Annotated in this window: 20 protein-coding genes; 3 read left to right on the forward strand and 17 right to left on the reverse strand. The window is 71.3% G+C overall.

Annotated elements, in window-relative coordinates; genetic code table 11:
- Positions 1-21: 21 nt before the first annotated feature.
- A complete protein-coding gene (locus OHU34_RS04510) occupies positions 22-696 on the reverse strand; it encodes a pyridoxamine 5'-phosphate oxidase family protein (protein WP_142267601.1) in 675 nt (224 codons plus the stop codon).
- Between the two features lie 19 nt (positions 697-715).
- The gene (locus OHU34_RS04515) at positions 716-1,786 is read right to left on the reverse strand and encodes a zinc-dependent alcohol dehydrogenase family protein (protein WP_142267600.1); all 1,071 of its coding nucleotides are present in this window, start codon (positions 1,784-1,786) and stop codon (positions 716-718) included.
- A gap of 344 nt (positions 1,787-2,130) precedes the next feature.
- Between OHU34_RS04515 and OHU34_RS04520 the strand changes: the two genes are divergently transcribed.
- On the forward strand, positions 2,131-2,439 hold the full coding sequence (locus OHU34_RS04520) for an STAS domain-containing protein (RefSeq protein ID WP_230193602.1): 309 nt from the start codon (positions 2,131-2,133) through the stop codon (positions 2,437-2,439).
- A 102-nt stretch (positions 2,440-2,541) separates the two neighbouring features.
- Positions 2,542-3,153 carry a hypothetical protein gene (locus tag OHU34_RS04525; RefSeq protein ID WP_230193601.1) on the forward strand — a complete coding sequence of 204 codons (612 nt, stop codon included), beginning with the start codon at positions 2,542-2,544 and terminating at the stop codon, positions 3,151-3,153.
- A 121-nt stretch (positions 3,154-3,274) separates the two neighbouring features.
- Here the strand turns inward: OHU34_RS04525 and OHU34_RS04530 are convergent, their stop codons facing one another.
- The 15 genes from OHU34_RS04530 to OHU34_RS04600 all read right to left on the reverse strand — a co-directional run bounded on the left by OHU34_RS04530 (position 3,275) and on the right by OHU34_RS04600 (position 22,731).
- Positions 3,275-3,772 (reverse strand): flavodoxin domain-containing protein, encoded by a 498-nt coding sequence (locus tag OHU34_RS04530; RefSeq protein WP_230193600.1) that lies wholly within the window; start codon positions 3,770-3,772, stop codon positions 3,275-3,277.
- Between the two features lie 16 nt (positions 3,773-3,788).
- Positions 3,789-4,520 (reverse strand): CBS domain-containing protein, encoded by a 732-nt coding sequence (locus OHU34_RS04535; protein ID WP_142267597.1) that lies wholly within the window; start codon positions 4,518-4,520, stop codon positions 3,789-3,791.
- A 13-nt stretch (positions 4,521-4,533) separates the two neighbouring features.
- Positions 4,534-7,227, reverse strand: coding sequence for a bifunctional GNAT family N-acetyltransferase/acetate--CoA ligase family protein (locus tag OHU34_RS04540; protein WP_142267596.1), 2,694 nt, complete (start codon positions 7,225-7,227; stop codon positions 4,534-4,536).
- Positions 7,228-7,371: 144 nt separating this feature from the next.
- Positions 7,372-9,756 carry a phosphoketolase gene (locus tag OHU34_RS04545; protein WP_142267595.1) on the reverse strand — a complete coding sequence of 795 codons (2,385 nt, stop codon included), beginning with the start codon at positions 9,754-9,756 and terminating at the stop codon, positions 7,372-7,374.
- A 44-nt stretch (positions 9,757-9,800) separates the two neighbouring features.
- The gene (locus tag OHU34_RS04550) at positions 9,801-10,682 is read right to left on the reverse strand and encodes a universal stress protein (RefSeq protein WP_142267594.1); all 882 of its coding nucleotides are present in this window, start codon (positions 10,680-10,682) and stop codon (positions 9,801-9,803) included.
- Positions 10,679-11,701: a zinc-dependent alcohol dehydrogenase gene (locus OHU34_RS04555; protein ID WP_142267593.1), complete on the reverse strand. Its 1,023-nt coding sequence runs from the start codon at positions 11,699-11,701 to the stop codon at positions 10,679-10,681. Before OHU34_RS04555 ends, OHU34_RS04550 begins: the two co-directional genes overlap by 4 nt.
- Before the next feature lie 29 nt (positions 11,702-11,730).
- Entirely contained in the window at positions 11,731-12,636 is a 906-nt protein-coding gene (locus OHU34_RS04560; protein ID WP_142267592.1) for a universal stress protein, read from the reverse strand.
- A 152-nt stretch (positions 12,637-12,788) separates the two neighbouring features.
- Entirely contained in the window at positions 12,789-13,427 is a 639-nt protein-coding gene (locus OHU34_RS04565; RefSeq protein WP_142267591.1) for a DoxX family membrane protein, read from the reverse strand.
- 385 nt (positions 13,428-13,812) lie between these two features.
- Positions 13,813-14,724: a universal stress protein gene (locus OHU34_RS04570; RefSeq protein WP_142267590.1), complete on the reverse strand. Its 912-nt coding sequence runs from the start codon at positions 14,722-14,724 to the stop codon at positions 13,813-13,815.
- A gap of 162 nt (positions 14,725-14,886) precedes the next feature.
- Positions 14,887-15,615, reverse strand: coding sequence for a pyruvate formate-lyase-activating protein (gene pflA / locus OHU34_RS04575; protein WP_200839977.1), 729 nt, complete (start codon positions 15,613-15,615; stop codon positions 14,887-14,889).
- 5 nt (positions 15,616-15,620) lie between these two features.
- Positions 15,621-17,879 (reverse strand): formate C-acetyltransferase, encoded by a 2,259-nt coding sequence (gene pflB / locus OHU34_RS04580; RefSeq protein WP_405764888.1) that lies wholly within the window; start codon positions 17,877-17,879, stop codon positions 15,621-15,623.
- Positions 17,880-18,019: 140 nt separating this feature from the next.
- The gene (locus OHU34_RS04585) at positions 18,020-18,943 is read right to left on the reverse strand and encodes a carbamate kinase (protein WP_405764891.1); all 924 of its coding nucleotides are present in this window, start codon (positions 18,941-18,943) and stop codon (positions 18,020-18,022) included.
- 4 nt (positions 18,944-18,947) lie between these two features.
- Entirely contained in the window at positions 18,948-19,949 is a 1,002-nt protein-coding gene (gene argF / locus OHU34_RS04590; protein WP_405764893.1) for an ornithine carbamoyltransferase, read from the reverse strand.
- 34 nt (positions 19,950-19,983) lie between these two features.
- Complete coding sequence (locus OHU34_RS04595) at positions 19,984-21,198, reverse strand: arginine deiminase (RefSeq protein ID WP_405764896.1); 1,215 nt, start codon at positions 21,196-21,198, stop codon at positions 19,984-19,986.
- A 51-nt stretch (positions 21,199-21,249) separates the two neighbouring features.
- The gene (locus OHU34_RS04600; RefSeq protein ID WP_405764899.1) at positions 21,250-22,731 is read right to left on the reverse strand and encodes an APC family permease; all 1,482 of its coding nucleotides are present in this window, start codon (positions 22,729-22,731) and stop codon (positions 21,250-21,252) included.
- A gap of 244 nt (positions 22,732-22,975) precedes the next feature.
- Here OHU34_RS04600 and OHU34_RS04605 point away from each other — a divergent pair, with 244 nt between their 5' ends.
- On the forward strand, positions 22,976-23,440 hold the full coding sequence (locus OHU34_RS04605) for a cyclic nucleotide-binding domain-containing protein (protein WP_028806818.1): 465 nt from the start codon (positions 22,976-22,978) through the stop codon (positions 23,438-23,440).
- The last annotated feature ends 31 nt before the right edge of the window (positions 23,441-23,471 follow it).

Raw genomic sequence — 23,471 nt, forward strand, 5'->3', positions numbered from 1 at the left:
CCTCCCTGAGAAGGACCCGGTTCAGACCGTGATCCGGCGTCCGGTGACGGAGTAGGGATCGATCCGCACCCACATGTCGCGCCGGCCGCCGGCCCATGGTGTGCTGTGCGCCCGTGCCGTGAGGCGGTTCGCTTCGTAGACGTCCGTCACCAGGCGCGCGTGTCCCCGCACCAGTACGCTCCAGCCCTGGCTGAACGCCTCGTCGATGCGGTCGATCTCGAAGGCCACGGAACAGCCGACCGCCAGCGCCGGCGTCGCACCGCGTACGGTCCTGAAGACGATCGTGCCGTCGATGACGCCGTAGTTGACGGGGACGATCACCGGCCCGGATGCCGTGGGCACCGCGAGCCTTCCCACACCGTGGGTCGAGAGCAGGTCACCGCACTCGGTCCTGCTCAGCTCGGTGAATCGAGGATCATGCCCGGCCTGTCCGGGTCCGGGGGGCAGCTCGGCGTCGCCTCCGGTGAGCGCCGAGAGCGTGGTCTCCAGAGCAGCCGCCAGCTTGAGCAGTGCGGCTCGGCTCGGGGCGGCGTCGGAATGCTGCTCCAGGTGACGCAGATAGCCGGGGTCCATGTCCGCTCGGGCGGCCGTCTCCTCGTGTGTCAGTCCGAGTTGGAGTCGGCGTGCGGCGAGTCGGCGACCCAGGTCACCCGAAGGGAGCCGCTCCGTCGCACTCGCGTGTGTCTGTTCGGCCATGGCTCGTCACGTCCTCTCGTCAAGCCGCCGGGACGGCGACTTCCTCGTGCGACTGTTCGCCGAGCACCACCTTGAGCGCGCCGGTGTCGGCGGCCCGGGCGAAGACGTCGTACGCCTCCTCCATGCGGTCCAGCGGGAAGGTGTGGGTGACCAGCTGTGCGGTGGGCAGTCGGCCGGCGGCGGCCATGCGCAGCAGGGTCGGGGTGGAGTGCGTGTCCACCAGGCCCGTGGTGATCGTGACGTTCTTGATCCACAGGTCTTCCAGGTGGAGCGTGACGGGCTTGCCGTGGACTCCGACGTTGGCCACGTGGCCGCCGGGGCGCACCATCCGCGTGCAGAGCTCGAAGCTCTCCGGCACGCCGACCGCCTCGATGACGACGTCGGCGCCGAGCCCGTCGGTGAGGTCGGCGATCAGCTGCTCGGGGTCCTCACGCGCGTCGGCCACGGCGTCGGCGCCGAGCCGCCGGGCCGCTTCCAGCCGGGACGGGGCCAGGTCGACGGCGACGATCCGCTCGGGCGCGAACAGTCGCGCCGTGGTGATCGCCGCGAGGCCGATGGGGCCCGCTCCGACGACGGCGACGGTGTCGCCCGGGCGTACGTGGCCGTTCAGGACGCCCACCTCGTACGACGTCGGGAAGATGTCCGCCAGCAGGACGGCGTCCTTGCTCTGCACCGCGCTGGGCAGGGCGTGCACGGACAGGTCGGCGTAGGGGACGCGGACGTACTCGGCCTGGGTGCCGTCGATCAGGTGGCCGAGGATCCAGCCCCCGCCGCCCCGGCACTGGCCGTAGGCGCTCTCGCGGCAGAAGCGGCAGCGCCCGCAGGCACTGATGCAGGAGACCAGCACACGGTCGCCCGGACGGACGGTCCGGACGTCGCCGCCGACCTCCACGATCTCGCCGACGGCCTCATGCCCCAGGACCGTGCCCGGGCGTACCTCGGGGACGTCGCCTTTGAGGATGTGCAGGTCCGTGCCGCAGATGGTGACGGCGTCGACCCGCACGATGGCGTCGGTGGGCTCCTTGACGGCGGGGTCCGGGACCTCCTGCCAGGCGGACTGCCCGGGACCGTGGAAGACAAAGCCTTTCATGACCTTCCTCACCCTCGTCGGTCTGGTGCGGAGCCGGGAGGAGCGGTGGTGGTCGCCGCCCTCTGCGGACCCGGCGTCGACTTGAGCGCCGGGATCGCCCCGCGGGTCCAGCCTGTCCGGTGCCGAGGTGCGACGCATGGGCCGTCCGGCCCCCATGGCCTGCCGAACGGGTCCACCAGCGGTCGGCGGCCCGCAGGATCGGCGCAGTCCTGTCGGCCCCACGCGACAGGGACCGAACGGCCCTTCCTCCCACCCTGTCGGACGACTTTGCTGATCCCATGGCCGAAAACCACACGAGGCCAGCGCCGTACCAAGCGGATCGCCGTGCCGCAGGCGCGACCGTCGTGACACTGCACGGTGAGATAGACCTCCTGGTCGTACAGCCGCTCAGGACGCGCCTGGACGCGCTCACTGCCGGCCCGCACCCCGATCTGGTGATCGACCTGCGTGACGTGTCCTTCATCGACTGCGTCGGGCTCAGCGTCCTGTGCCGAACGCGCAACCGCGTCAGAGCGCGACGGGGTCGGCTGCGGCTGATCGCCGACAAGTCCTCCTTCCTCCGGATACTTCGATCCACCGGGCTGTCCGGCGTCTTCGACATTCGGCCGGAGATGCCGGATTCCTCGGATGCCCTCGTGCCGCTGCCGGGCTGAAGGCCTCCGTCTGCCGGCGCGTCGGGGCCGGACGGCCCCATGCGGCCCCGGTTCGGCCCATCCCTCGGCACGAACCCCGCTGTCACCTTCGAAGGAGTCACCATGACGACGAAGAGGCGGAGGCGCGGACCCATGCACGGCAGCGCGTACGCGAGGAAGCGGCTGTGGCGCTGGCGGAACAGCCCGCTGCGGCGGCGCGACGACATCGTCGAGGCCTGGATCGTGCTCGCCGTCTGGACGGCCGTCATCGGGGGCGGCACCGTCGCAGGCCTGACGACGGCCCGGGCCGCGAACGAGGTGTTCACGGAACAGAGGGCCGAACGGCACGCGGTCCGAGCCGTGCTCCTGACCGACGTTCCTCGAACGATGACCGCGACGGTGCGCTCGGCCGATCGCACGACGGCGTCCGTGCGCTGGACGTCGCCCGACGGCGTCTCCCGGACCGGCAGGACTTCGGTGAGTACCGGTCACGAGGCCGGAGCCGAGGTCACGGTCTGGCAGGACGGCCAGGGCCACCTGGTCTCCGAGCCGACCGATCCCGCGACGGCCGCCATCGAGGCGGGCCTGCTCGGCGCCGCGGCGGCCCTCGCTCTCACCGGACTGGCGTGCGGAGCGGGCGCGGCCGCACGGCGGCCGCTCGACCGGCGGCGCATCGATGCGTGGGGCCGGGAGTGGGACCTGGACGGACCCCGATGGAACCACAGGACCAACTGACGAGCTCGTGGTGGGCCGCGCACAAGGCACGGAACGGGACAGCATCACTCACGTGCTGTTACGGGGAGCGACCTGTCCCGTTGCCGTGGTGCCGACGCGGCCGCCGACGTGAAGCACGCTCCTACGCCCGCGTCAGCTCGCGGGCCACGCCCGCTGCCCACGTCTCGATCGCGTCGAAGTTCCGGAAGTCGCCGCCCTTGCCGGAGCGGAGGATCATCCCGGCCACACGCCCCTTCGCGCCTTCCTCGAGGCAGCCACCGAAGGTGACGTGCTCCCGGACGGACAGGCGTGTCATCGCCCGCCTCACACCGCGCACGGGCGGGATGTCCCGTTCCGATGCCGATGCGTCCAGCGGGCCACTGCTGAAGAACCAGACCGGTCGCTCCGCGAGGAGATGGCGGTGGCGGCGGACGAAGCGGCGCGCGTCCTTCTGCCAGCGCCCGGCGTACAGCCCGCCGCCGACCACCACGGCGTCGTACGACGCCACGCTCGTCACGGCGCCTGCCGGCAGTGCGTCGACCGTCAGCCCGTCCTTGCGCAGTACCTCGGCGACCGCTTCGGCGATCTGCGCTGTCGACCCGTTCGTGGATCCGTAGGTGACCAGCACGGTGTCGGTCATGGCGATGCGCCTCCTCTCACAGCCGGCGCGGCCGGTCGTCGGCCGCGCCGTGCGGCGCCTGCGCTTCGGCACGCAGGGCCGCGTCGTCCAGTCGGTAGGTGAGGTGGTCGACCACGTCGACGACGCCGACCGTGCGTCGGGTCATGGCGAGGGCGATCTCCGTCTCGGTCTTGCGCTCCATGTGTCCCGTGAGAGTGACGACGCCGGCGGTGACGGTGACGTCGACGCTTCTGAGCGGCATCCACAGCGCGCGTGTCAGTACCTCCTCGATCACCTCGTCCCGGATCTCCGCGTCCGGCCGCAGGAAACCCCGGAGCAAGTCGCGCCGGGTGACGATGCCGACGAGCCGCCCCTGCTCGTCCACGACGGGAAGTCTCTCCACCCGACGCCGGGTCATGGTCCGGGCTGCCTCGGCGATGGTGTCGTCGGCGTGGACGGTGACGGGCGGTTCGGTCATGAGCCGGCCGGCTGTGCGGGCGTTCGCCTTCGCGGCCCGCCGCCTGGCGCCGGGCATCAGCACGCGGAACGCGGTGCGGCGCTGTGGCTCGTAGGGGTCGGGTGCGGCCGCCTGGTGCAGCATCAGGTCCGTTTCGGACAGGACGCCGATGACTTTGTCCTGCTCGTCCACCACCGGCAGTCCGCTGATCCGGTGGTCCGCGAGCCGGCGCGCCACCTCCTTGAACGGTGTGGCGTACTCGGCGCGGACGACATCCGTGGTCATCACGGAGCCGACCTTGTCGTGCCTCATGGCCGTTTCCTCCTCAGCGCAGTCGGCGCAGGTAGGGGTCCTGGGGGCGGCGCGGCAGAAGTCGCACTCGCGCGTCGAGCACGGTGACACCGCCGGGCGCCGCCAGAACGGGGTTGAAGTCGACCTCGGCGAGCTGCGGGAGGTCGGAGGCCATCCGGGACAACCGCTGGAGCAGTTGTTCCAGCTCCTCCAGGTCGACGGGGGCGCTTCCGTCCGCGCCCAGCAGCAGCGGGGCGCAGCGTGGCGCGGTGATCAGTTCGTGCACGTCGCGGTCGGTGAGCGGGGCGAGGCGGGCCGCGTGATCGGCGAGCACCTCCGTCGCGGTACCGCCGAGCCCGAACAGGACGAGCGGGCCGAAGACCTCGTCCTGGACGACGCCCGCGAACAGCTCGGTGCCGCGTGCGGCGAGCGGCTGCAGGACCACTCCGGTCATCAGTCCGTCGAAGCGGTTCGCCAGGTCACGGAAGGCCGCTCGCACCTGGGAGTCGCCGCGCAGGTCGAGGTGGACGGCGTGCTGTGCGCTCTTGTGGACGAGTCCGGGCCACTGGGCCTTCATGACCACCCGGCCGTCGAGTCCGGGCAGCCGCTCGGCGGCCAGGACGGCCTCGTCCTCGGTCTCGGCCCAGGCCCAGGGGATCTGCGGAATGCAGTAGCAGGCGAGCAGGTCGGCGCAGGCGCGGGGGTCGAGCCAGCCGCCGTCGGGTGTCAGCGCGAGGTACTCCTCGACCACCGTTCGGGCCCGCACGGTCTCGACGTCGTCGAGGACCGGGACCACACCGGCGGGCCTGGCCAGCCAGGCGGCCCGGTCGGCGGCGCGGGCGAGGGCACGGGCCGCGGCCTGCGGTTCGGCGTAGGAGGGGATCGTGCCGCCGTCGGCGGCGGGCAGCAGTCTGATGGACCGGTCCTGCTCCAGGCGTACGGCGACCACGGGCATCGCCCGCCGGCCGGGAGCGGCGGTGACGGCCCGCACCAGGTCGTCACCGGTGGCCACCGCGACCGCCGTCGGGACGAGGGCCACGACGACGGCGTCGATACCGGTGCACCGGGTCAGACGGTCGACGCATTCGGTCAACTGCTGCTCGGACACGGCGGCGGTGGCGTCGACGGGGTTGCCGATGGCGGCGCCGTCCGGCAGCACGCCGAGCAGTTCCTCGACCATGGCGGGGGTGAACGGGGGAAGGGCCAGCCCCGCCTCCACGCAGGCGTCGGCGGCCAGCACTCCCGCGCCGCCCGCGTTGGTGACGATCGCGACGCGGGTGCCTTCCGGCAGCGGCTGGGAGTGCAGCAGGGCCGCGGTTTCGAGGAGCTCGCCGACCGAGCGGGTCGCGGTGATGCCCGCCTGGGTGAACAGCGCTCCGCGGGTCATGGTGCGGGTGGCGGCGGCAGCGGTGTGCGAGGCGGCCGCGCGGCGCCCCGCGTCCGTGCGTCCGGTGTCGACGGTGAGCACCGGGACGCGACGCGTGACGCGGCGGGCGGTCCGGGAGAAGGCGCGCGGGTTGCCGAAGGACTCCAGGTGCAGCAGGGCGAGGTCGGTGCGGCCGTCGCTCTCCCACCACTGCAGCAGATCGTTGCCGCTGACGTCGTACTTGTCGCCGAGCGAGACGAAGGACGAGACTCCGATGCCCAGCCGGGAGAGCCCGTCGAGCAGGGCGATGCCGACGCCTCCGGACTGCACGGCGACACCGGCCGTCCCGGGTCGGGGGTGTTCGGCGGCGAAGGTGGCGTCGAGGTTCAGCTCGGGGTCCGTGTTGGCGACGCCGAGGCAGTTGGGTCCGACGAGCCGCATGCCGTAGGTGCGGCAGGCGTCCAGCAGGGACCGCGCCTGGGTGTGGTCGAGTCCGGCGGTGACGACGACGAGCGCACGCACCCCGGCCCGGCCGCACTCGTCGGCGACGGCCGGGACCGCGCCGGCCGGCACGGCCACGATCACGAGGTCGGGAGTCTTGGGCAGGGCCGCGACGGACGGGTGGGACGGCACACCGAGCACCGAGGTGACGCGGGGGTTCACGGCGAAGAGCCGCCGGGTGAAGCCGCCCTGGTGCAGATGGTGGAGGATCGCCCGGCCCACCGACCCCGGCGTGCGTCCGGCACCGACGACGGCGACGGCGTCCGGGCGCAGCAACGGCAGGAGGCTGGCCACGTCGGCGGCGCGGCCCCTGGCCTCGACGGCAGACAGGTAGGTGTCGTCCTGGTCGAGGTGGACGGTGCAGCGCACCTCCGGTCCCTCGAAGCGGCGGGAGGTGCGCAGGCCGAGGTCGGCGAAGAGACGGAGCACCTCGTGGTTCTCGCTCAGCGCGTCGGCCGTGAAGGTGGTGATGCCCTCCGCGTGCGCCGCCGAGACCAGGTGCTCGACGAGCAGGGTGCCCACGCCCCGGTGGTGCAGACCGTCGGCAACGGCGATGGAGACCTCCGCGTCGTCCTTCTCCCCGGCGGTGTCGTACTCGGCGAGGCCGATCACCCGACCGTCCGCCTCGGCCAGCAGGGCCCGGTAGCCCGGACGGGTCGGGGCGCTGGCCCGGTCCGCGGCCATGGCGGCCGACCGTCGGCTCGCCGAGAAGAACCGCAGGCGGAGGTTGTCCGCCGACATCTCCTCGTAGAACCCCTGCACCTGGTCGTGGTCACTCGGCCGCACGGGCCGTATGCACACGGTGGTGCCGTCGGCGAGCAGGGCGTGGACCGTGGGCCGGTCGATCAGGTCGTCCGTCATCGCAGGTCTCCTCCATGCCTCTCGACACTTCGATCGTCCGGCAGACCGGAGGGCGGCCCCATGGGCTGTCCGGGGCGGAACGGGGGGCCGATCGGCCCCCCGTTCCGCTGATGGTCCCGGGGCGGTCGGCGTCGTCGGGCCGGGTCAGGCCGTCCAGGTCCAGTCGGCGACCTCGGGCAGGTCGGTGCCGTGCTCCCGGATCCAGGCCTGGTGACGGGTGCGGGCGTCGGCCATCCGCTGGCGTACCGCGGCGGCCCGCACGGCGAGGCCGGGGACCCGGTCGATGACGTCCATGACGAGGCGGTAGCGGTCGAGGTCGTTGCGGACGACCATGTCGAACGGCGTGGTCGTCGTGCCGGACTCCTTGTAGCCGCGCACGTGAAGGTTCTTGTGCCCGGTGCGGCGGTAGGCGAGGCGGTGGATCAGCCACGGGTACCCGTGGTAGGCGAAGATCACCGGCCTGTCGGTGGTGAACAGTCCGTCGTACTCGAAGTCGCTCATCCCGTGCGGGTGTTCCTCGCGCGGGAGGAGCCGGGTCATGTCGACGACGTTGACCACGCGCACGGCCAGGTCGGGCAGATGCCGGCGGAGCAGTTGCGCGGCGGCCAGCACCTCCAGGGTGGGCACGTCGCCCGCGCAGGCGAGGACCACGTCGGGTTCGCGGGTGCCGTTCTCGGTGCCCGCCCACTCCCAGATGCCGGCCCCGCGGGCGCAGTGGGCCCGGGCGGCGTCCAGGGAGAGCCAGTCGAAGCAGGGCTGCTTGCCCGCCACGATGACGTTGACATAGTCGCGGCTGCGCAGGGCGTGCTCCGCGACCGACAGGAGCGTGTTGGCGTCCGGCGGGAGGTAGACGCGGACGACCTCGGGACTCTTGTTGAGGACGTGGTCGACGAAGCCGGGGTCCTGGTGCGAGAAGCCGTTGTGGTCCTGGCGCCAGACGTGCGAGGTGAGCAGGTAGTTGAGGGAGGCGATGGGCGCGCGCCAGGACAACTCCCTCGACGTCTTGAGCCACTTGATGTGCTGGTTGACCATCGAGTCGACGATGTGCACGAACGCCTCGTAGCAGGAGAACAGGCCGTGCCGGCCGGTCAGCAGATAGCCCTCCAGCCAGCCCTGGCAGGTGTGTTCGGAGAGGATCTCCATCACCCGGCCGTGGTGCTCGAGGTGCTCGTCGACCGGCAGGTGTTCGGCCTGCCACGCCTTTCCGCTGACGTCGAAGACGGCCTGAAGCCGGTTGGACGCGGTCTCGTCCGGGCCGACGAGGCGGAAGTCCCGTCGCTCGCCGGTGTCCTTCATCACCCGGGCGAGGAGGTCGCCGAGAACGCGGGTCGGTTCGTGCAGGGTGGTGCCCGGCTTGTCGACGGGTACGGCGAAGTCGTCGAGCGGTGGGACGGGCAGGTCGCGCACGAGCAGGCCGCCGTTGGCGTGCGGGGTGGCGCCGAGCCGCTGGGCGCCGTCCGGGACACAGGCGAGGACGTCGGCAGTGGGACGGCCGTCGGGTCCGAAGAGTTCCCGGGGCCGGTACGAGCGCAGCCACGCCTCCAGCTGCCGCAGGTGCTCCGGATTCTCACGGACGCCGGACAGGGGCACCTGGTGGGCGCGCCAGGTGCCCTCGACGGGTTCGCCGTCCACCTCGGCCGGTCCTGTCCAGCCCTTCGGGGTGCGCAGCACGATCATGGGCCAGTGCACGCGCTCGGTGACACCGTCCTCGCGGGCGGTGCGCTGCATGACGGCGATGCGGTCGAGTGCGTCGTCCATCGCCGCGGCCATGGCCCGGTGGACCTTGGCGGGGTCGTCGCCGGTGACGTGGATCGGGTCGTGGCCGTAGCCGCGCAGCAGCTCGTCGAGTTCGGCCTCCGGGATCCGGGAGAGCACCGTCGGGTTGGCGATCTTGTAGCCGTTGAGGTGCAGGATCGGCAGGACAGCTCCGTCGTGGAGGGGGTCGAGGAACTTGTTGGAGTGCCAGGCGGCGGCCAGCGGCCCGGTCTCCGCCTCGCCGTCGCCGATCACGCAGGCCACGAGGAGATCCGGATTGTCGAAGGCGGCGCCGTAGGCGTGGGCCAGCGAGTAGCCGAGCTCGCCGCCCTCGTGGATCGAACCGGGCGTCTCCGGGGCGACGTGACTGGGCACGCCACCGGGGAACGAGAACTGCCGGAACAGCCGGGCCATGCCGTCCTCGTCGCGCGTCACGTCCGGATACGTCTCGGTGTAGCTGCCCTCCAGCCAGGAGTTGGCGAGGACCGAGGGACCGCCGTGGCCCGGACCCCAGACGCACAGCGCGTCGAGCCCGCGGGCCTTGATCACCCGGTTGAGGTGCGTGTGGACGAGGTTCAGGCCTGGCGACGTCCCCCAGTGCCCGAGCAGCCGCGGCTTGATGTGCTCGGGTCGCAGCGGCTCCCGCAGCAGCGGGTTCGCCATCAGGTAGATCTGTCCCGCGGCCAGGTAGTTGGCGGCGCGCCAGTGTGCGTCCAGGGTGCGCAGCTCTTCGTCGGTGGGTGCGGTGGCGTCCTGGTGCCGGACGGTGGACATGGTGACTCCGAAGGCGTCGAGTGGTCGGTCGGGTCGTTGGGCGCTCACGCCTGCTCGGGCACGATCGCGACAGGGCAGGCGGCGTGGTGCAGGACTCCGTGGGCGACACGCCCGAGCTGGAGCCCGAGGTGCCCGGGGTTGCGCCGGGCACCGACCACCAGCAGGCCGGCGTCGCGCGAGGCGTCGAGCAGGACTCTGCGGGCGGGTCCCTCGACGGTGCGTCGGTGCAGTTCGACGTCCGTCGGGGCGTCCTTCAGGGCCTCTTCCAGAGCTTCGGCGGCGTGTTCCTCGTGCAGTCGCGCCGGCTCGCCGGCGAGGAGAGGGTGGTCCACGCTCTCGTGTGCGGGGCACCGCCACGCGCGCACGGCGTCCAGGGGTGCGGCGCGCAGCCTCGCCTCCTGGAAGGCGAAGCCCGTCGCCGCGGAGTCCTTCCCCGCCTCCCCCACGCCGAGCACGACGCGCCCTCGCGACCCCGCGCCCACCCGGTTGTCGTGGCTGCCGCGCAGCACGATCACCGGGCAGTCCGCGTGTGCGGCCACGGTGAGGCTGACGGACCCGAGCAGCATCTCGACGAGGCCGCTGCGGCCCCGGGTGCCGAGCACCAGCGCGGAGGCATTGCGCCCTTCCCGCACCAGCGCGTATTCCGGCTCCTCGGGCAGCACGTCCGCGGAGACCTTCAGGCCCGGTCGACGGCGGAGGGCACGCCGCGCGGCGGCTCCCACGATGTCGTCCGCCCTCACCTCCTCCGACGGCTTGCCGACGTCCGAAGCGAGTGCGCTGCCCTCATAGCGCTCCCAGAGGGAGGCGTACACCACCTTCAGCGGCACCGCGCGCAGAACTGCTTCGTCGGCCGCCCAGTCGACGGCGCGCAGGCTCGGCTCGGAGCCGTCCACACCGACGACCAGGGGCAGTCCCACCGTGTTCACCGCTGCGCTCCGAGGTCGAAGACGATGCGTGCCTTGACCTGGCCGCGCAGTACCTCGTCGATGGACTCGTTCACCGAGGCCAGAGGTCGGGTCTCGTAGATGACCTTCGTGCGGCCGGCCGCGTGCAGCTGGAAGACCTCGGCGAGGTCCTGCCGGGTGCCGACGATCGAGCCGATCACCGAGGTGCCGTTGAGAACGGTGTCGAAGATGGGCACGCGGACCGTGCCGTGCGCGGGCAGGGCCACCATGACCAGCTTGCCGCCGCGCCGCAGCCCGGAGTTGACGGCTTCGAAGGCCGCGTCGTTCACCGCGAGCGCGATGGCGGTGTGGGCGCCGCCGTGCCGCTTGAGCGCCTCGCCGACGTTCTCCTTGCGGGCGTCGATGACGATGTCCGCGCCTAGTTCCGCGGCCAGCCGGAGCTTCTCGTCGGTGACGTCGATCGCGGCGACCGTGGCGCCCGCGATCTTCGCGTACTGCACGGCCAGATGGCCGAGCCCGCCGATCCCGGAGATCGCGACGAGCTGGGCGGGCCTGACGTCGGCGACCTTCAGCGCCTTGTACGTCGTCACGCCCGCACAGGTCAGCGGGGCGGCTTCCAGGGCGCTGATCCCGTCGGGCACGGGCTGGGCGAAGTCGGCCCAGGCGAGCATCTTCTCGGCGTAGCCGCCGTCGCAGCCGTAGCCGGTGTTGATCTGCTGCTCGCACAGGGTCTCCCAGCCGGACAGGCAGTGCTCGCACCGCCCGCAGGCCCTGCCGAGCCAGGGCACGGCGACGCGCTGCCCGAGTGCGAGATGGGTGACGCCTTCGCCGAGCGCCTCCACCAGACCGACACCCTCGTGCCCGGGAACGAACGGCGGGTTCGGCTTGACCGGCCAGTCGCCGTGGGCCGCGTGGATGTCGGTGTGGCACAGCCCGGACGCCTCCACCCGGACGCGGACCTGGCCGGGGCCGGGCTCCGGATCGGGTCGCTCCTCGATGACCAGTGGCTCACCGAACGCGCGTACGACCGCTGCCTTCATGGTCTCTTCTCCTCAGGTCCTCAGGGTGGTCAGCTGTGCGGGACGACGGCGACGGGGGCGGTGGAGTGGTGCAGGGCCGCGTGGGTGACGTGCCCGATGTGGGCGCCGAAGGAGCTGCGGCGGATGCGCCGGCCCACGACGACCAGAGATGCGTGACGGGAGGCCTCCACGACGTGGATCGCGGGGCTGCCGTAGCGGGACTGCTCGACGACCTCCACGTCCGGGAACTTCTTCCGCCAGGGGGCCACGGCCTCGGCCAGCGCCTCGGCATCTGTCAGGGCCAGTGCCTCGTGCAGTGCGGGGTTGGCCGGTGTGCCGTACGCGTAGTAGGGCGGCGGGTTCCAGCCGTGGACGACCCTCAGGGACGTCGCGCGGCGCCTGGCGGCGTCGAAGGCGAACTCGATCAGCGTCTCGTCCGGGTGCCCGATGTCGAGTCCGAGCACCACCGGCCGGAACGGGGTCGCGGCGGACGGAACGCCCGCCGGGTCCGGCTCGTGCTCGTCGGCGGCCTGCTCCAGTGCCCGCACCAGCACCACGGGGCGGTCCGTGTGGGCGATGACGGACATGCCGACCGAGCCGACCATGAACCCGCCGATCCCGCCGAAACCACGAGAGCCCAGGACGAGCAGTTCGGCGCTCTTCGCCGCCTCGGCCAGCGCGTGACCCGGGTAGCCGGAGAGCTGCTCCCTGATCACCTCGACTCCGGGGTGCCGCAGGCTGATGCCCTCGGCGGCCTCCCGGGGGATCCGCTCGGTCCAGTGCTGCTGGGTCTCCGCACCGAGGAGCGGCGCCTGGGCCATGGGCTCCGGCACCGGTTCCCAGACGTGGACGATCTTCAGGGGCAGGTCGCGCAGCCGAGCTTCGCGAGCCGCCCATTCGGCGGCTGCCCGGCTCTCCTGCGAGCCGTCGAGACCTACGGTGATGGTGCGGAGCATGATCTCCACCTCCTGGGGCGAGGGATCCGATTCCAGCGTCGTCTTAGGGGGGTTCGTTGTGCAGGGGCCACTGGTCCCGGATCGGGACCGGACGGCCCGGGAAAGGGCTCGGCGCGGTGGGCCGGATGACGGGCCCACCGCGCCGCCGGTGTTCAGCGCAGCCAGCCGTGGTCGCGCACCATCGGCAGCCGGGCCCAGAGCCGACCCGCGCCGAGGGTGTCGCCGGCCGCTGTGGCGGCCAGGACGATCAGGGCGACGGCGTAGATCAGGTGGTAGTCGGCGAACGGGTTCGTCGACATGCTCAGCGAGCCGTCCGAGATGTGCCGCGCGGGCGGCCACTCGGCGACCCACATCAGGATCATCATCGCGGTCCCGGCGACGGCGGCGATCCGCAGCGCGACACCGAGGACAAGCGCGAGGCCGATCCCGAGCAGACCGAGCATGAACAGCCAGTTCGCCCACGGGTCGCCGGCCCAGGAGTGGAAGGTGGACTCCATCGGCCCGACGGCGACGGAGCCGAGGAAGCCCTTCGTCGGCGATCCGCCGTCGATCCAGCCCTTGCCGGACGGAGTCGCGTAGCCGAGGCCGAAGGTCTTGTCGAGGAAGGCCCACAGGAAGACGAACCCGGTGAGCAGGCGCAGGGAGGCGAGGGCGTAGGCCGGCACGGTGTGCGTGACGGTGTCCGGCGACACGGCCGACTCGGCGGACTCGGATGCGGTGGCGGCCCGGTTCCCGCGCAGTGACGGCAGGTGGAAGCCGGTGCTCCGGTGCGGGTGCTCGTGCACGGACATGGTGGGTTTCCCTTCGAAGGCGGTCGGGTCGTTGTCTGACGTGACTCACTCTGGTCCTGTGCACCGGACGGCGCCGGATGCCGAAGGTCCGCGACCATGGGGCTGAACGGCCCTGTTTCGAGAGGCTGTTGGGCATCGACACGGCACGCCCCGACACACGGAGTGCGCCGGGGCCCAGGGCACCTCTCCTCGACGAACCGTGCCGCGAACTCGCCCGGCACGAAGTCGTGTTCGCCCTCACCCGTGTGAAGCAGCGCCTGCGGGACGACTTGGACGCACACGGCCTGCCTGACGGAGCCAGCGGGCGAGGACTCGATCTTCCCTGCCCACTGCCGTGGACGCGTACCGGAGGTGGTGCGGCGAGCGGCGGACGCCCGGCCCGAGGTCAGTCGTGCGGCACCACAGCGACCGGTGCGCAGGCGTGTTGCAGCACGGCGTGTGTCACCGGGCCGACGTGGCCACCGACCGCCGCGCGGCGCTTCTTGCGGCCGACGACGACGAGCGCCGCGTCCCGCGAGGCGTGCACGAGATGACGGCCGGCGCCACCGATCACGGCCTGCTCATGCACTTTGACCCCGGGGAACCTGTCCTTCCACGGTCGCAGGACGTCGCTCAGCCCGTTCCGTGTTTCCTCGGCCAGCTCTTCGTTGAGTCCCGCGTCCACGGCGGCGGCGTAGCCGTAGACGGCGGCCGGGTTCCAGCCATGGACCACGCGCAGGCCGGCCGCGCGCTGCTGAGCGGCCCTGAAGGCGAACTCGATGACGGCATCGCTCGGCTCTTCCAGGTCCAGCCCCAGCACCACGTCACGGTACGGAGTGGTGGTCACCCCGGCGCCCGCGGCGTCCGGCAGGTGCTCGTCCGCTGCGTGCTCAGTGGCCCGAACGAGGACGACGGGTCGTACGGTACGCGCCACGACGGCCTGTGCCACGGAGCCGACCAGGAACCCGGCGACGGTACCCAGGCCCCGGGACCCCAGGACCAGCAGATCGCTGTCCTCGGCGGCGGCGAGCAGTGCGGGGACGGCCTGGTCTCCGGTGAGCCGGCTGGTGATCAGCAGACCGGGGTGGCGCCGCGCGAGCCGGGACTCGGCCTTGCGCAGCAGATCCGCGGCCCACTCGTGCTGCCCCTCGATCGCGCCGAGCGACGGAACACCACCGAACGGCGCGTAGGGAGGGGGCGGGTCCTCGGCATGAACGAGGTGCAGGAGCGCATCGCGTTGTACCGCTTCCCGAGCCGCCCAGTCTGCGGCGGCGAGACTTGCGGGCGAGCCGTCGAGACCGACGGTGATGGTGGGCATGTGCGAACCTCCTTGGGGGATGCACCGTAAGTCTCCGAGCCCCGTGATCCGAGGCAGAAGAGGCCGGAGGGTCCCTCCTGAGGGCCGACCGGCCCACGAGAGGGGCGAACGCCCCGCGTCCACAGGGTGGCGGCGGGATCGCGCGGACAGGCGGGTGTCGGCTCACACCGCCCGCACCCCGTGCTCGCGGAACTGTGCACGGACCCGCTGGACGAGGTCCCGGTCGGGCGTCGGGGTGTCCTTGAGCGGGAAGGGGATCCCGAGGGCCTCGTACTTGTGGCTGCCGAGCTTGTGGAAGGGCAGGACGTCGACCCGGTCGACGTTGCCCAGCCCGGCCAGGAACGCGCCCAGGCCGTCGACGGCGGTCTCGTCGTCGGTCCAGCCGGGGACCAGGACGTAACGGATCCACACGGGGACGCCGAGCCGGTCCAGGCGGGTGGCGAAGTTGAGGGTGGGGGCCAGCTCGCCGCCGGTGAGCTTGCGATACGTACCGATGTCGAAGGACTTGATGTCCAGGAGCACCAGGTCGGTGTCCGCGAGGAGCGTGTCGTCGGCACGGACGCCGAGGAAGCCGGAGGTGTCGAGGGCGGTGTGCAGCCCGAGTTCCTTGCAGCGATGGAGCACGGCAGCGGTGAAGGCGGACTGGAGAAGGGGCTCGCCACCGGTGAGAGTGACTCCGCCGCCTGCCGTCGTGACGAAGGCCCGGTACTTCTCGATCTCGGCCATCACCTCCTCCACCGTGGTCTCCCGGCCGTCGCGCATGTGCCAGGTGTCGGGGTTGGCGCAGTACAGGCAGCGCAACGAGCAGCCGCTGACGAAGAGCACGAACCGGGTCCCGGGACCGTCCACGCCGGTGGAGAGGTCCCAGGAGTGGATCCGGCCCTTGATCATCGTGCTCACAGCGAACCGTGGAAGGTGCGGCTGATCACGTCGAGCTGCTGTTCACGGGTCAGCCGGACGAAGTTGACGGCGTATCCGGAGACCCGGACCGTCAGCTCCGGATACTTCTCCGGGTGCTCCATGGCGTCCTCCAGGGTCGCCCGGTCCAGGACGTTGACGTTCATGTGGAAGCCGCCGGAGGACATGTACGCGTCCAGGATCCCGGCCAGGTGATCCGCGCGCTCGTCCGGGTCGTGACCCAGGCCTTCCGGAGTGATCGTCGTGGTCAGCGAGATCCCGTCCCGCGCCTGTTCGTACGGCAGCTTGGCGACGGAGAGGGCGGAGGCGGCCACGCCGTGGCGGTCGCGCCCGTTCATCGGGTTGGCGCCGGGCGCGAAGGGCGCGCCGGCCCGCCGGCCGTCGGGCGTGTTGCCGGTGTGCTTGCCGTAGACGACGTTCGAGGTGATGGTCAGTACCGACTGGGTGTGTTCGGCGTCCCGGTAGGTGGGGTGCTTGCGGACCTTGGCCATGAAGGACTCCACGAGGCCGACGGCGATGCTGTCGGCGCGGTCGTCGTTGTTGCCGTAGGCCGGGAACTCCCCCTCGGTGCGGAAATCGACGGCGAGGCGGGTGGCGTCGCGGAACACCTTCACCCGCGCGTGCTTGACGGCGGACAGGCTGTCGGCGGCGACCGAGAGCCCGGCGATCCCGCAGGCCATGAACCGGTGCACCGGATGATCGTGCAGGGCCATCTCGATGCGCTCGTAGGCGTACTTGTCGTGCATGAAGTGGATGACGTTGAGGGTGTTGACGTATGTCTCCGCCAGCCAGTCCAGGACGCGGTCGTACGCCGCCGACAGCTCGGCGAAGTCCAGGTACTCACCCGTCAGCGCAGGTGCCTCGGGGGCGACCTGTTCGCCGGTCATCTCGTCCCGGCCGCCGTTGACGGCGTACAGCAGTGCCTTGGCGAGGTTGACCCGCGCCCCGAAGAACTGCATCTGCTTGCCGACGGCCATCGCCGAGACACAGCAGGCGATCGCGGTGTCGTCGCCCGTGCGCGGGCGCATGAGGTCGTCGGACTCGTACTGGATCGCACTGGTGTCGATGGAGACCTGGGCGCAGAACTTCTTGAAGCCGGCGGGGAGTCGCGGCGACCACAGCACGGTCAGATTGGGCTCGGGGGCCGGACCGAGGTTGTACAGGGTCTGAAGGAAGCGAAATGAGGTGCGGGTGACCAGCGTGCGGCCGTCGTCGCCGATGCCGCCGATGGACTCCGTCACCCAGGTGGGGTCGCCGGAGAACAGCGCGTCGTACTCGGGGGTGCGCAGGAACCGCACGATCCGCAGCTTGATCACGAAGTCGTCGATCAGTTCCTGGGCACGCGTCTCGTCGATGAGCCCCGCGACCAGGTCCCGCTGGAGGTAGACGTCCAGGAAGGTGGAGGTGCGGCCCAGCGACATCGCGGCGCCGTTCTGCTCCTTCACCGCGGCCAGGAAGCCGAGGTAGAGCCATTGCACGGCCTCGTGGGCGGTGGCGGCGGGACGGGAGACGTCGCAGCCGTAGGTGGCCGCCATCTCAGCCAGTTCCCTCAACGCCCTGATCTGCTCGGTGAGTTCCTCGCGATCGCGGATGACGTCCGCGGTGGAGGGCTGCGTGTCCAGCAGGGCCTTCTCGGCCTGCTTGGCCTCGATCAGCCGGTCGGTGCCGTACAGGGCGACCCGCCGGTAGTCGCCGATGATCCGGCCACGGCCGTAGGCGTCCGGCAGTCCGGTGATGATGCCCACCTTGCGTGCGGTGCGCATTTCGGGAGTGTAGGCGTCGAAGACTCCGTCGTTGTGGGTCTTGCGGTAGGTGCCGAAGACCCGGGTGACGAAGGGATCTGCCTGGTAGCCGTACGCCTTCAGCCCGTTCTCGACCATCCGCAGGCCGCCGTTGGGCATGATGGCCCGCCGCAGCGGGGCATCGGTCTGGAGGCCGACGATCAGCTCGCGGTCACGGTCGATGAAGCCCGGCCGGTGCGAGGTGATCGTGGACGGATTGGCCGGGTCGACATCGAGGATGCCCCGGCGCCGCTCCTCGGGAAACAGGGAGCTCACCTTCTCCCACACCGCGCGCGTGCGCTCGGTGTGGCCGACCAGGAAGGCCGCGTCACCCTCGTACGGCGTGTAGTTCGCCTGGATGAAGTCGCGGACGTCGATCCGCTCGCGCCAGCCCGCGCCGGCGAAGTCCCGCCACGCCTGCGGCGTCCGGGGTCCAGCCGTCACCGTTACCGTCATCGCCGGTCTCTCCTCGGTTCGCACGGTTGCTCCTTCTGTACTGCCGATCCTTCTCGTCGGCCCCGGCCGCCGGGAGGGTCCGTCGGCACACCAGCGGGCGGCCACCGGCCCCTCACACCCGGGCCGATCGGCCCTTCGTCTCAGCCCGCTGTCATCTCGGGGCGGACGAGCGTGCCCGATCGGCCGTGGACGATCTCGTACGCCGCGTCCAGGGCGCCGATCGCGGCCAGTCCCCCCGTGCGTTCCACGAACCGGGCGCACGCCTCGGCCTTGGGGCCCATCGAGCCTTCGGGAAGGCCCCTTCGCCGCAGTTCGGCGGGGGTGGCGTCGAGTACGGGCCGCTGGGCCGGTGTGCCGTAGTCCTCGTACACGCAGGGGACGTCGGTGAGGACGAGCAGGAAGTCGCCCTTGAGGTCCTCGGCGAGCAGCGCGGCCGTGAGGTCCTTGTCCACGACGGCCTCGACCCCGGTCAGCGCCCCGGTGACCTTGTCGGCGGTGACGGGAACGCCTCCCCCGCCGGCGCAGATCACCAGAGCGCCGGCGTTCAGCAGTTCGTGGACCGTGTCGGTCTCCAGGATCCGTTCCGGTACCGGGGAGGGCACCACGCGGCGCCAGCCGCCGGTGTCCCGGGCGATGTGCCAGCCCCGCTTGCGTGCCAGGGACCGAGCCACCTCCCGGGAGTAGGTCTGTCCCACGAATTTCGTGGGTCGTGCGAAGGCCGGATCGTCGGCCCGTACGAGGGTGTGGGTGACGAGCGTGGCGATCCGGCGGCCGGGCAGGGCGTCGTGCAGGGTGCAGGCCAGCAGGGAGCCGATCATCCCCTGGGTCTGGGCGCCGAGCAGGTGCAGCGGATAGGGGGCGCTGAGGGCGGGGTCGGACGCGCTTTCCATGGCGAGCAGGCCGATCTGGGGGCCGTTGCCGTGGGTGAGGACGACCTCGTGCTCGTGTGCCAGAGCCGCCAGGGCGGTGGCCACCCGGTCGATGTTCGCCTGCTGGACGGCGGCGTCGGGGCGCTCGCCGCGGTGGAGCAGGGCGTTGCCGCCGAGGGCGACGACGATACGCATGGCTTCAGCCCTCCAGGGTGGCCACAAGCACGGCCTTGATGGTGTGCAGCCGGTTCTCGGCCTGGTCGAAGACGATCGACGCGGGCGAGGAGAAGACGTCGTCGGTGACTTCGAGTCCGTCCAGGCCGTAGGCGTCGAAGAGGTCCTGCCCGAGGCGGGTACGGCGGTCGTGCAGGGCCGGCAGGCAGTGCATGAACTTCACGTCCGGGTTGCCGGTGGCGGCCAGCGTCTTGTCGTTGACCTGGTACGGCAGCAGCAGTTTGATCCGCTCCCGCCAGGTCTCGGCGGGCTCGCCCATGGAGACCCAGACGTCGGTGTGCAGGAAGTCGGCGCCGCGAACGGCCGTCTCGACGTCCTCGGTGAGGGTGATCCGGGCGCCGCTGCGCTCGGCGAGTTCTCGGCACCTGGTCACCAGCGCCGGGTCCGGCCAGAGGCGGGCGGGCGCGGCGATCCGTACGTCCATGCCGAGCAGGGCGCCCATGGACAGCAGGGAGTTGCCCATGTTGTTGCGGGCGTCGCCGAGGTAGCAGTAGCCGATGTCAGGCACCGGTTTGAGGCTGTGTTCGCGCATGGTGAGGACGTCGCACAGGCTCTGGGTGGGGTGCGCGGTGTCGGTCAGGCCGTTGTAGACCGGGACCCCGGAGTGGGCGGCCAACTCGGTGACCAGCGAGTGGGCCGAGCCCCGGTACTCGATGGCGTCGAACATACGACCGAGCACACGGGCGGTGTCGGCGATGGACTCCTTGACTCCGACATGGGTGTCGCCGGGGCCCAGGTAGGTAGTGGCGACGCCCTGATCGGCGGCGGCGACCTCGAAGGCACAGCGGGTGCGGGTGGAGGTCTTCTCGAAGATCAGCGCAAGGTGCCTGCCGGTGAGCCGGGGCCGCTCGGTACCGGCACGCCTGGCCGCCTTGAGGTCGGCTGCGAGGTCGAGGAGATGGTGGATCTCGCGGGCGGTGAAGTCGAGTTCGCTCAGACAGGAGCGGCCTCGGAGGTCGACGGTCATGGTGGAATCCCTCCCTGGGGCGGTCGGTCGCGGGTCAGGCGACCGGGTCGCGCTCGATGGGGCAGCTCATGCAGCGCGGGCCACCGCGTCCGCGGCCGAGTTCGGCGCCGGCGATCGTGACGATCTCGATGCCCTGCTTGCGCAGATAGGTGTTGGTGGTGACGTTGCGCTCGTAGCCGACGATCACGCCGGGAGCGAGGGCGAGGAAGTTGCTGCCGTCGTCCCACTGCTCGCGCTCGGCGTTGCGGATGTCCTGCGGGGCGGAGAACATCCGGACCTTGTCGAGGTCGAGTGCCTCGGCGAGTGCGGTGGCGAGGTCCGAGTTCGGCGCGACCTCGAAGCCGCACTCCCGCGTGTCGCTCGGGGTGAGCGTCCAGGAGCGCAGCGAGTCGGCGAGGCCCGGATGGACGACGAAGGTGTCGCGGTCGACCATCGTCAGCACGGTGTCGAGGTGCATGTACGCCCGTGTGGCGGGGAGTTGGACGGCGACCAGCCGGTTTGCCGTGCCGTCGGCGAAAAGCCGGGCGGCGAGGTTCTCCACGGCCTGGGCGGTGGTCCGCTCTCCCATGCCGACCATGACCGCCCCGCCCCCGAGGACGTGGACGTCACCGCCTTCCAGCGTGCCCACGGGGCCGTCGAGAAGCGGTACGGGCACCGCGTCGGCGAACATCGGGTGGAACCGGTAGATGGCTTCGGCGTGCAGGCTCTCGCGACGGCGGGCGGGCTTGGCCATGGGATTGACCGAGAGCCGGTCGTAGACCCAGCAGGAGTTGTCGCGCGGGAAGAGGTGGTTGGGCAGCGGGGCGAGCGCGAAGTCCTCGGCATCGAGCGCGTTCCAGACCAGGCTGTGCGGGCTGGCCAGCGGCAGATCGCTCTTGAGCAGCCCGCCGATGAGGTGTCCGGCGAGGGTGTCGCCGTCGAGTGCGGCGCACAACTCGCGGACCGGGTCGATCAGGGCCGGTCCGACGGTGGCGGGGGTGATCACTCGGTCCAGCAGCCAGTCGCGGGCCTCGGGAAGGTCGAGGGTCCGGGCGAGCAGGTCGGCGAAGTAGTGGACCTTCGTTCCGTGGTCGCGCAGCACCTGGGCGAAGGCGTCGTGCTCCTCGCGGGCTCGCTTGGCCCACAGGATGTCGTCGAAGAGGAGAGCGTCGACATTGCGCGGGGTCAGTCGGGACAGTTCGATGCCGGGGCGGTGCAGGATCACCTGGCGCAGCGGGCCGGCCTCGGAGTCGACGTGGAACGTGTTCATGGCGTGGGTTCCTCTGTCGGGAGGTGGGGTGGTCATTCCTGGTGAGGGTGATCACTCCTGGTGAGGCTGGACGTTGCGCTTGCGCGGGGAACCGGTGCCGCTGCCGCGCGGGCGCGCCCGGGGCGGTGTCGGCGTCTCCGGCGCCTGCTCCTCCCGGGGAACGCGGGCGGCGGGAATCGGCAGGTCGGTACCGCCGTAGACGCCCTCGCCCCGCTTCAGCCAGACGTAGACCGGAACTCCGAGCAGCAGCACGAACAGCCCGTAGTAGACGGTCTGGTAGCCGCTGCCCTGGATCGACCAGTAGGAGAAGACGAGTGCCAGACCGGCGACGGTGACATCGCGGGCCAGGCGCCGGGGGCCGATGCTCTCCCGGCCGCGCACCAGGAGCCAGTACAGCTGGGCGGCGGCGGAGAACAGGTACGGGATCACGGCGGTCAGCACGCTCAGCAGCACGATCTTCGTGAAGACGTCCTCGAAGCGCGAGTAGCTGAACACCGTGATCAACGAGGCCAGCACGGTCGAGGCGACGATTCCGAACGCCGGGACACCGCTCTGCCCGCGAAGCTTGGCGAAGGAGCCGGGAAAGAGACCGTCGCGGGCTGCGGCGTACGGCATCTCGGCGCACAGCATGGTCCAGCCGTTCAGGGCGCCGATGCCGGAGATGACGGCGGCGACAGCCACGACGTCCCCGGCCCAGGTACCGCCGAAGATGTTGTTCGCGGAGTCGGTGAACGGCGCGGTGGTGGCGCCGAGCTCGCCGTGCGAGACGGTGCCGAACACGGCGAGGGTGCCGAGGATGTAGAGGACGGCGCACAGGAGGGTGCCGTACACGGTGGCGCGGGACACGTTCCGCTCCGGATCGCGCACCCGGCCGGCGACCACGGAGGCGGCCTCCAGGCCGAGGTAGCTGAACAGGGCGATGGCGGCCGCTGCCGAGATCGCGCCGACGGCGGACCGACCGCCGGCGTTGAAGGTCCCGAAGTTGTCCGGGTCGATGAACAGCAGCCCGACGGTGGCCATGAAGACGAGCGGGACGAACTTCAGCACGGTCGTGACCACCTGGAACGCGCCCATGTTGCGGACGCCGGTGAGGTTGATCGCGGCCGCGGTCCAGAGTCCGCCGAGGGCGAGCCCCATGGAGACCCACGTCTTGTGGCCCGTGTTGACGAACACCTCGACGTAACCGACCCATGCCACGGCGATGGCCGCGTTCCCGGCCCAGGCGGTGATCCAGTACGACCACGCGTTGAGGAATCCGGCGAACTCCCCGAACGCCTCGCGGGCGTAGACGTACGGCCCGCCGCTCGCCGGCGCCCTCTTCGACAGGGCTCCGAAGGTCAGTGCCAGCGCCAGCGCGCCCAGCGTCACGACGACGAACGCCACCAGGGAGATCGGTCCGTACGGTGCCAGGGCGGAAGGCAGGGCGAAGATCCCCGTGCCGATGATGGTGCCGATCACGAGCGAGGACGCGGCGGGCAGGCCGAGTGACGGTCTCGGCGCCGCTCGCTCCCCTGTCCTGGTGGTCCTGGGCATGGCTGTGCTCCTTGTGCGGTTCGATGCGGATGGGTCGATCCGTGAACGATCTTTCTGCGCCGTGCCGGGCGCAGGCAGCGGCCACACGGCCCGAGGCGGTGCCGAGAGTCCCGGGCCGCGAGGGCCGACCGGCCCGGGGTGCCCCGAAGGTCCCGGCCGAGGGACCGGGTGGCCCCTGCCCTGCTCAGGGGCTTGTCGCACACGCTGGCCGTGGAACGTCGTACAGCCCTCGCGGAGGCACGCCATGAGCCCTTCCCCCACCCCCACCATGCTTCGCTCCCTGACCGCAGAACACCGCGAGCGGTTGATGCGGTTCGCCCGGGAGGTGTCCATTCCCCAGGGAACCCGCCTGTTCGAGGAGGGATCGCGCGCCGATCGGTTCTGGATCATCCGCACCGGCAGGATCGACCTCGACATGCGCGTCCCCGGCCGACGCCCCGCCGTGATCGAGAACCTCGGCCACAACGAACTGGTCGGCTGGTCCTGGCTCTTCCCGCCGCACGCGTGGCACCTGGGCGCCGAGGCGACGACACCGGTCAGGGCCTACGAGTTCGACGGCGCGGCGGTCCGTTCCCTGTGCCAGGACGACGCCGACCTGGGCCGGGACGTCTCCCAGTGGGTCGGGCAGGTCCTTGCCCACCGGCTCCGTTCGGCCAGGACGCATCTGCTGGACCTGTACGCCCCGTACGGCGCAGGCAGCTCCGTCTGACCCCGCCGGCTCCCGGACGAAGAACGAAGGA

The sequence above is a fragment of the Streptomyces sp. NBC_00080 genome, from assembly GCF_045041255.1.
GTDB classification, from domain to species: Bacteria; Actinomycetota; Actinomycetes; order Streptomycetales; family Streptomycetaceae; genus Streptomyces; species Streptomyces coriariae.

What these genes read in the sequence shown, in the direction of transcription:
- OHU34_RS04510 (WP_142267601.1), bottom strand. Translation starts at nt 696, where the DNA reads ATGGCCGAACAGACACACGCGAGTGCGACGGAGCGGCTCCCTTCGGGT.
- OHU34_RS04515 (WP_142267600.1), bottom strand. Translation starts at nt 1,786, where the DNA reads ATGAAAGGCTTTGTCTTCCACGGTCCCGGGCAGTCCGCCTGGCAGGAG.
- OHU34_RS04525 (WP_230193601.1), top strand. Translation starts at nt 2,542, where the DNA reads ATGACGACGAAGAGGCGGAGGCGCGGACCCATGCACGGCAGCGCGTAC.
- OHU34_RS04530 (WP_230193600.1), bottom strand. Translation starts at nt 3,772, where the DNA reads ATGACCGACACCGTGCTGGTCACCTACGGATCCACGAACGGGTCGACA.
- OHU34_RS04535 (WP_142267597.1), bottom strand. Translation starts at nt 4,520, where the DNA reads ATGAGGCACGACAAGGTCGGCTCCGTGATGACCACGGATGTCGTCCGC.
- OHU34_RS04540 (WP_142267596.1), bottom strand. Translation starts at nt 7,227, where the DNA reads ATGACGGACGACCTGATCGACCGGCCCACGGTCCACGCCCTGCTCGCC.
- OHU34_RS04545 (WP_142267595.1), bottom strand. Translation starts at nt 9,756, where the DNA reads ATGTCCACCGTCCGGCACCAGGACGCCACCGCACCCACCGACGAAGAG.
- OHU34_RS04555 (WP_142267593.1), bottom strand. Translation starts at nt 11,701, where the DNA reads ATGAAGGCAGCGGTCGTACGCGCGTTCGGTGAGCCACTGGTCATCGAG.
- OHU34_RS04560 (WP_142267592.1), bottom strand. Translation starts at nt 12,636, where the DNA reads ATGCTCCGCACCATCACCGTAGGTCTCGACGGCTCGCAGGAGAGCCGG.
- OHU34_RS04565 (WP_142267591.1), bottom strand. Translation starts at nt 13,427, where the DNA reads ATGTCCGTGCACGAGCACCCGCACCGGAGCACCGGCTTCCACCTGCCG.
- OHU34_RS04570 (WP_142267590.1), bottom strand. Translation starts at nt 14,724, where the DNA reads ATGCCCACCATCACCGTCGGTCTCGACGGCTCGCCCGCAAGTCTCGCC.
- pflA (WP_200839977.1), bottom strand. Translation starts at nt 15,615, where the DNA reads ATGATCAAGGGCCGGATCCACTCCTGGGACCTCTCCACCGGCGTGGAC.
- pflB (WP_405764888.1), bottom strand. Translation starts at nt 17,879, where the DNA reads ATGACGGTAACGGTGACGGCTGGACCCCGGACGCCGCAGGCGTGGCGG.
- OHU34_RS04585 (WP_405764891.1), bottom strand. Translation starts at nt 18,943, where the DNA reads ATGCGTATCGTCGTCGCCCTCGGCGGCAACGCCCTGCTCCACCGCGGC.
- argF (WP_405764893.1), bottom strand. Translation starts at nt 19,949, where the DNA reads ATGACCGTCGACCTCCGAGGCCGCTCCTGTCTGAGCGAACTCGACTTC.
- OHU34_RS04595 (WP_405764896.1), bottom strand. Translation starts at nt 21,198, where the DNA reads ATGAACACGTTCCACGTCGACTCCGAGGCCGGCCCGCTGCGCCAGGTG.
- OHU34_RS04600 (WP_405764899.1), bottom strand. Translation starts at nt 22,731, where the DNA reads ATGCCCAGGACCACCAGGACAGGGGAGCGAGCGGCGCCGAGACCGTCA.
- OHU34_RS04605 (WP_028806818.1), top strand. Translation starts at nt 22,976, where the DNA reads ATGAGCCCTTCCCCCACCCCCACCATGCTTCGCTCCCTGACCGCAGAA.